General features: G+C 73.5%; 7 protein-coding genes. 2 read left to right on the top strand and 5 right to left on the bottom strand.

Annotated elements, in window-relative coordinates; translation table 11 throughout:
* Positions 1–126: 126 nt before the first annotated feature.
* Positions 127–357, top strand: a complete 231-nt coding sequence (locus AXW62_RS37470; protein WP_060948320.1) for a DUF5133 domain-containing protein — start codon at positions 127–129, stop codon at positions 355–357.
* A 319-nt stretch (positions 358–676) separates the two neighbouring features.
* On the opposite strand, the gene AXW62_RS37465 is transcribed toward AXW62_RS37470, so the two are convergent.
* From AXW62_RS37465 to AXW62_RS37445, 5 genes are all read right to left on the bottom strand, one after another.
* Positions 677–1,210: a TetR/AcrR family transcriptional regulator gene (locus tag AXW62_RS37465; RefSeq protein WP_060948319.1), complete on the bottom strand. Its 534-nt coding sequence runs from the start codon at positions 1,208–1,210 to the stop codon at positions 677–679.
* A gap of 22 nt (positions 1,211–1,232) precedes the next feature.
* A complete protein-coding gene (locus AXW62_RS37460) occupies positions 1,233–2,069 on the bottom strand; it encodes an alpha/beta fold hydrolase (protein WP_060948318.1) in 837 nt (278 codons plus the stop codon).
* A gap of 177 nt (positions 2,070–2,246) precedes the next feature.
* Positions 2,247–3,068 carry an SDR family oxidoreductase gene (locus tag AXW62_RS37455; RefSeq protein WP_060948317.1) on the bottom strand — a complete coding sequence of 274 codons (822 nt, stop codon included), beginning with the start codon at positions 3,066–3,068 and terminating at the stop codon, positions 2,247–2,249.
* A 57-nt stretch (positions 3,069–3,125) separates the two neighbouring features.
* Positions 3,126–3,539 (bottom strand): DUF2795 domain-containing protein, encoded by a 414-nt coding sequence (locus AXW62_RS37450; RefSeq protein ID WP_060948316.1) that lies wholly within the window; start codon positions 3,537–3,539, stop codon positions 3,126–3,128.
* A 207-nt stretch (positions 3,540–3,746) separates the two neighbouring features.
* Entirely contained in the window at positions 3,747–4,454 is a 708-nt protein-coding gene (locus AXW62_RS37445; protein ID WP_060948315.1) for a hypothetical protein, read from the bottom strand.
* Between the two features lie 113 nt (positions 4,455–4,567).
* Here AXW62_RS37445 and AXW62_RS37440 point away from each other — a divergent pair, with 113 nt between their 5' ends.
* Positions 4,568–5,164: a TetR/AcrR family transcriptional regulator gene (locus AXW62_RS37440; RefSeq protein WP_060948314.1), complete on the top strand. Its 597-nt coding sequence runs from the start codon at positions 4,568–4,570 to the stop codon at positions 5,162–5,164.
* Positions 5,165–5,250: the final 86 nt, after the last annotated feature.

The raw sequence follows: 5,250 nt of genomic DNA, 5'->3' as shown, positions 1-5,250 counted from the left end.
TAACCAGGTCGAAGCCGACCCACGGACCGAACAGGCCCCGGTCGCCGCCTGACGCCCCGCGCGGAGCGAACACCTCCGTCACCACCCGTACGACACCGCCCGATGATGGAAAGGGAAGAGTCCGCCATGCTCATGGCCCACCCCGCCGTTCTGACCGACCTCATCCAGCAGTACGAGGCCCTCCACGCCCTGAACGCCGAGAACGGCGGCCCGCAGGCGCAGCAGCGGCTCGCCGATATTTCCTACACGCTGTGCGTGATCACCGGCACGCGCGACATCGACGCCGCCCTGATCGCCGCCCGGCACCAGCTCCCCGGCGCCCGTACCGAGGACGACTCCCTCCTCACCGCGAGCTGAAACACACCGCCGCGGGTCCCGGGCCGCCGCCCGGGACCCGCCCATCGCCGCGCCCGTGGGCGGGGAACTCCCCCGACCGGTAACTCCCCTGACCGGCGGAAGACTGACCGGCGGAAGACTGACCGGTGGAAGGGGCGGGCTCCGGCAGACCCCGGTCGGCAGCCGCCGTTCCGCGGCGGCCGGGGGTCGTCCGGCGGGCCCCGGCGCAACGCCCGTCGGCGTGCGGGGCGACCGTGGTGTGGCGCGGATGCGTCATGACGGCGGAGCGAGGGGTGCGCGCCCCCGGGACGCACCGGCCCCGGGCGCGGCCCCGCCGTTCTCACCTGGCGCGCAGGCCCCGGTCGGCGAAGGCGATCAGCCACTCGAAGCTCTCGTCGATGTCGGCACTCCACTGGAAGCCGTTGGCCGACTGCAACGTGGCGAAGCCGTGGCAGAGGCTGCGGAGCATGCGCAGGGCGTGGTCCACGTCGGACTCTTCGATCTCGTAGCCGCGCAGCACCGCCGTGAACGCGTCGAGCAGCCGCTGCCCCGCGGCGGCCAGCGGGTCGTCCGGGCCGGACGGTGCCACGCCGATCGTCGCGGCGTACCGGCCGGGGTGCTCCAGGACGAAGGCGCGGAAGGCGCGCGCCGCGGCCGCCAGGGCGTCGCGGCCCGCGTATCCCCGGACGGCGGCGCCGACGGCGTCGGCGGCTTCGCCCAGTGCCAGGACCGCGATGCGCCGGTTGAGGTCTTCCTGGCCGCCCACGTGCTTGTACAGGGACGGGGTGCGCACGCCCACCCGCTCGGCCAGCAACCCCATCGTCAGGCCGGCCAGGCCCACCTCGTCGGCGAGGGCGGCACCGGCCGCGACCACGGCCGCCGCGTCCAGACCGGCCCTAGGCACGGACGGCCGCCGATCGGAAGAAGGCGAGCATGAGCGAAACAACCTGGTCGGGGAACTGGTCGTGCGGATAGTGCCCGGCCCCCTCGATCATCTCGAGGCGGCCGAGGCCGGACGGCAGGGCATCGACGATCGCCGCCCCCTCGGCGTGCGGTTCGGCCCAGTCGGGGTCGAGCGTGCCCATCACCACCAGGACCGGGCAGCGGACGTTGCCGAGCTGCGCACCGGCGTCGGCCGGGGCGCTGCGGCCCATGCCCCGCAGGGCCTTCATCCGGCCCGGCTCGCGCAGCAGGGACTCGACGCGGCCGAGCCGCTCGGCCCAGTCGGCCGGCTTCCCGCCGGGGTAGGCGAGGTCGAGGTAGGAGAGCCAGAGCGGCACGCTGCCGAACGCGCCCGCGCCGGCCAGCCGCAGCATGCCCCGCCGGAAGCGCTTCACCCGCAGGTCGCCGGGGCGGATCGACTGCTTGCGGGTGAACGGCGCGAGTTCGACGACCGCGGTGACCAGCGAGGGCTCCCGCGCCGCGGCGATGGTGGCGGCGCCGCCGGAGATCGAGTGGCCGACGAGCACGGCCGGGCCGCCCAGGTGGCGGATCACGGCGAGCAGGTCGCCGGCGATGGCGGTACGGCTCCAGGACGGCCAGTCGGCGCTGGACTCGCCGCAGCCGCGCAGATCGACCGCGGCGACCCGGTAGCCGGCCGCCACCAGCGGCGGGATCACCGCGCGGTACGCGGCGCGGCTGTCGCCCATGCCGTGCGCGAGGACGATCAGCGGACCGGACCCCGCCACCTCGTAAGCGATCGTGCCGTCGTCGACGGCAAGGTACTCGGTCATGACGCCCTCCAGGGTTGGCTAATAGCACTAGCTAAAAGCTAAGCCGATTAGCCAATCCTGTCAAAGGCCGAACTCCCCGGTACCGCCGGGCCCCGCGACGGAGGGCCGCCCAAGGGCCGGGCCACCCAAGGGCCGGACCCGGCCGGGGCCGGCCCCGCCGGGCCGCACGGCAGCGGTTCAGCCCCGGCGCCAGTCGTCGTTCCGCAGATGGGAGCCGGCCATCGGGCCCATGCGGAGCATGCCCCCGTCCACGGCCCAGGAGGCGCCGGTGACGTAGCCGGCGTCCGGGCCGGCGAGGAAGGCGATCACGGCCGCGACCTCCCGGGCGTCGCCGGGCCGGCCCACCGGCACTCCGGGGCGTGCCTCGGTCCGGGCGTCGATGTCCTCCTGCCCGGTCATCGGTGTGGCGATCTCGCCCGGCGCCACCGCGTTGACCCGGATGCCGTGCTCGGCCAGCTCAAGAGCCATCACCTGGGTGAGGAGGCCGAGTCCGCCCTTCGCCGCGCAGTAGGGAGCGGCGCCGACGCGCGGCTGGTGCTCGTGCACGCTGGTCACGTTGACGATACGGCCGCCTCCGCCCTGGCGGATCATGCGCCGGGCGGCGTGCTGGCCGCACAGGAAGGGACCCACCAGGTCGACCTCCAGCACCCGCCGGACGGTCGCCACGTCGATGTCGAGGAACGGGGTGGCGGTACCGGTGCCCGCGTTGTTGACCAGCACATCGAGGCGGCCGAGGCGGTCGGCGAGCCGGTCGACCGCGTCCGCGGCCTCCGGGAGCCCGGTCAGGTCCATCTGCTCGACGGCGGCCCGCCGGCCGAGCTCCCGGACCTCGGCCGCGGTCCCCTCGGCGCCCTCGTGGTCGCTGTTCCAGGTGATGCCGATGTCCATGCCGTCGGCGGCCAGCCGTACGGCCACGGCGCGCCCGATACCGGAGTCCGCGCCGGTGATGACGGCGACGCGGGCGGCGCCGTCGGGGTCGGTGTTCTGGTGGGTACTCATCCATCACCTCCGATGCGAAGCGGCGGGCAGAGCCTGACCGCGGGGGCCCTGACCGGGTCAGCTCCGGTGGTCCTCCACACCGAACCCCAGGGCCCGTGCGATGTCCTGGACGTTGCGGTAGCTCTCGCCTTCCGGGAGCCGCGCGGCGAGGCTCACCAGACGGTCGGGGGCGTTGTTGTCCCGCAGGGTCTCCAGCACCGTGCCACGGTCCGCCGGGTACAGGTCACGCCCGAGATACCTGGCCAGCTCGGAGCGCGACCGGACGTCCTCGGCCGTCATCCCGCTCGGTGTGCCACCGGTGAGACCGGTGTCCGGGGCGCGTTCGGCCACCGGCTGGTCCTCGCCGGAGGGCTGCGGCTCCCTGTCCTCCTCCATCCGCGTGGCCCGGTCGGCCCTGATCTCTCCCTGGGTCCGCTTCTTGAGCTCGTCGTCCCGCAGCGGGCCGACCTTGTCCTTTCCGTGTTCCGCCATCTCCGTCGCCTCCCGCGTCTCTCCTCGCCCCCGCGTGAGCCACCGTGTGAGTCACCGTGTGAGGCGCGCGGGTACCCGCCGACCGCGGGACGTAATCGGAGGGCGGGCCCGCGGTGGGCCGGGCGGGCAGCGGCCGGGGCCGGACTGGCGGCCGGGGCCGGACCGCAGGCAGGAGGCGGCCCGGAGGCAACGCGCGGCGTCCGCCGGTTACCGGGTCGCGGCTGCCGCGTTGCGGATCCAGCTGCGGAATTCGATCGCCAGGTGCTGGCAGTGCCCCTCGATCATCGAGTCCGGGGCGGCGGACGGGTAGATGACGCGTACCACCACCTCCGCGCCGGTGCCGGTGTCCCGGGCCTGGTGCAGGCAGTACGCGAAGGGCGTACCGTCGTCCAGGCTGAGCAGGGCGTTCATCAGCGTCACCGGGTAGGAGGCGTCGAGGTAGGCGCTGACCGGCGGGGGCAGTTCGCGGGCCACCGACACCTTGAACCGGGTGAGGTGCCCGCCGATCGTCTCCACCATGCCCCCGGTGTAGTTCGGCGGCTCGACGTAGTGCTCGGGGTGGGCGTTGAGGAGCAGCCCCTTGTCCTGGAAGCGGCCGGTGCCGGCCTGGGACCGGAACCAGTCGGCCAGGTCGGTGCCGCTGAGCCCGCTGACGGTGAACGCGGTGCGGGACTCGCGGTAGGTGCCGCCGGAAGCCTCGATGAGCTCCTTGTGGAAGCGGTCGCCGGCGTCGATGTGTCCGGCGAGGAGATCCATCATCACCTGGCCGCCGGCCACGGTCTTCAGGTTCTTCAGGGCTCGCCGTGCGGCTTCGAGCTCCCACTGGTCCACGGTGGACTCGTCGAACGTGCGGCCCATGGTGTGCACTTCGACGGTCACCGGGCCGGAGGACCGTACAGCGGCGTTGATGCTCATGGTGTGCCTTTCGTGATGCGGCGAACCGCGTCGGCGCCCTCGGGGCGACCGGCGTGGGAGAGGTGTGTCGAGCCCGCGTGCGGCGGGCGCCGCACCGAGAGTAAGATGCACTCATGCATCTTACAAGTCCGGAGTCCGGTCCCGGCCGTCGGCGGCACAGCGCGGAGCTGGAGGCCGCGCTGCTCGACGCCGCGTGGGAGGAACTGATGGAACGCGGGTACGCCGCGCTCACCTTCGCCGCGGTCGCGCAACGCGCCGGCACCAGCCGGCCGGTCGTCAACCGCCACTGGCCCAGCAAGGACACGCTCGTCCGGGACGCGATCGCCCGTGCCAGCGACCGGTTCACGCTCATCGATCCGGACACCGGGTCCCTGCGGGATGACACCATCGCGCTGCTCGAGCAGCTCAACGGGGCGTTCACGATGTTCGCCGCGGCCATGACCGCGCAGTTGGCCGCCTACTTCGAGGAGACCGGAACGACGCCCGCCGAGCTGCGCGCGTCCCTGGTCGATCAGCGGTGGTCGCTGATCGAGTCCGTGACGCGGCGTGCCGTCGAACGCGGAGAGATCGACGGGGCGAAACTGACCCCGCGCATCGTGCGGTTGCCGTACGACCTGCTCAGACACGAGGTGCTCATGCATCTGAGGCCGATGTCCTCATCGGCCATCCAGGAGATCGTCGACACCGTCTTCCTCCCGCTGGTCGCCTGAGCCGGCCGTGGAACGGTCCGTCCGGCCGGGCGGATGGCGGCCCCGCGCCCCGGCCGTCGGCGGCGGACCACCGCGCGCCCCCGCTG

The organism is Streptomyces hygroscopicus subsp. hygroscopicus, from assembly GCF_001553455.1.
GTDB lineage: Bacteria > Actinomycetota > Actinomycetes > Streptomycetales > Streptomycetaceae > Streptomyces > Streptomyces hygroscopicus.
This window is presented reverse-complemented; position numbering and strand designations above follow the sequence as displayed.

Excerpts from the sequence above, each read along its gene's own strand:
- AXW62_RS37470 (WP_060948320.1), top strand. The coding sequence starts at position 127 with ATGCTCATGGCCCACCCCGCCGTTCTGACCGACCTCATCCAGCAGTAC.
- AXW62_RS37460 (WP_060948318.1), bottom strand. The coding sequence starts at position 2,069 with ATGACCGAGTACCTTGCCGTCGACGACGGCACGATCGCTTACGAGGTG.
- AXW62_RS37455 (WP_060948317.1), bottom strand. The coding sequence starts at position 3,068 with ATGAGTACCCACCAGAACACCGACCCCGACGGCGCCGCCCGCGTCGCC.
- AXW62_RS37450 (WP_060948316.1), bottom strand. The coding sequence starts at position 3,539 with ATGGCGGAACACGGAAAGGACAAGGTCGGCCCGCTGCGGGACGACGAG.
- AXW62_RS37445 (WP_060948315.1), bottom strand. The coding sequence starts at position 4,454 with ATGAGCATCAACGCCGCTGTACGGTCCTCCGGCCCGGTGACCGTCGAA.
- AXW62_RS37440 (WP_060948314.1), top strand. The coding sequence starts at position 4,568 with ATGCATCTTACAAGTCCGGAGTCCGGTCCCGGCCGTCGGCGGCACAGC.